Raw genomic sequence first — 544 nt, 5'->3', positions numbered from 1 at the left:
TCTGAGGGAATCGCGATGGCAGTGAAGCAGACGGGCCAGTTGAGCTTGGCGGAGGCTTTTCTAGGCACCAAGCTTGTGGGCGGCACTTCGCCGCTCGACCGATTGTCGGGTCTTGTGAAGTGGTATCGGTTTGAGAAACTGCTCAACCCGCTGCGTGATGGCGGTCCGGGTCGGGCGGCTTGGCCACCGCTGGTCCTGTTCAAGGCGCTTTTGTTGCAATCGCTCTACGGGCTTTCGGACCGTGAGTTGGAAGAGGCGCTTGGCGACCGGCTGTCGTTCCGGCGCTTTGCCGGGCTCGGGCTGGAGGAGAGCATTCCCGATCACACGGTGCTTTCGCGCTTTCGCAATCTGCTTGTCGGCGAAGGTCTGCTCGATAAGTTGTTTGGCGAACTGGACCGGCAGTTGGAGAAGGCCGGCGTGATCCTGAAGCGTGGCACGATGCTGGATGCCACGCTGATCAATGCGGTCTCGTCACCGCCGACGCTTGAGCGGCCGTCGAAGGATCCAGATGCCCGCATTACCGCGCGGCAGGGCAAGGGCGGCT

The 544-nt window shown here is 62.1% G+C and carries 1 protein-coding gene; it reads left to right on the top strand.

Annotation, left to right across the window (positions count from 1 at the left end; all coding sequences use genetic code 11):
* Positions 1 to 15 precede the first annotated feature (15 nt).
* Positions 16 to 544, top strand: a 529-nt coding sequence (locus tag NKH63_RS31305; protein ID WP_352920534.1) for a transposase, incomplete at its 3' end; no start/stop codon positions are given.

It is taken from the genome of Mesorhizobium sp. M0960 (assembly GCF_040319055.1).
In the GTDB taxonomy this organism is placed as follows: Bacteria; Pseudomonadota; Alphaproteobacteria; order Rhizobiales; family Rhizobiaceae; genus Mesorhizobium.
This window is presented reverse-complemented; position numbering and strand designations above follow the sequence as displayed.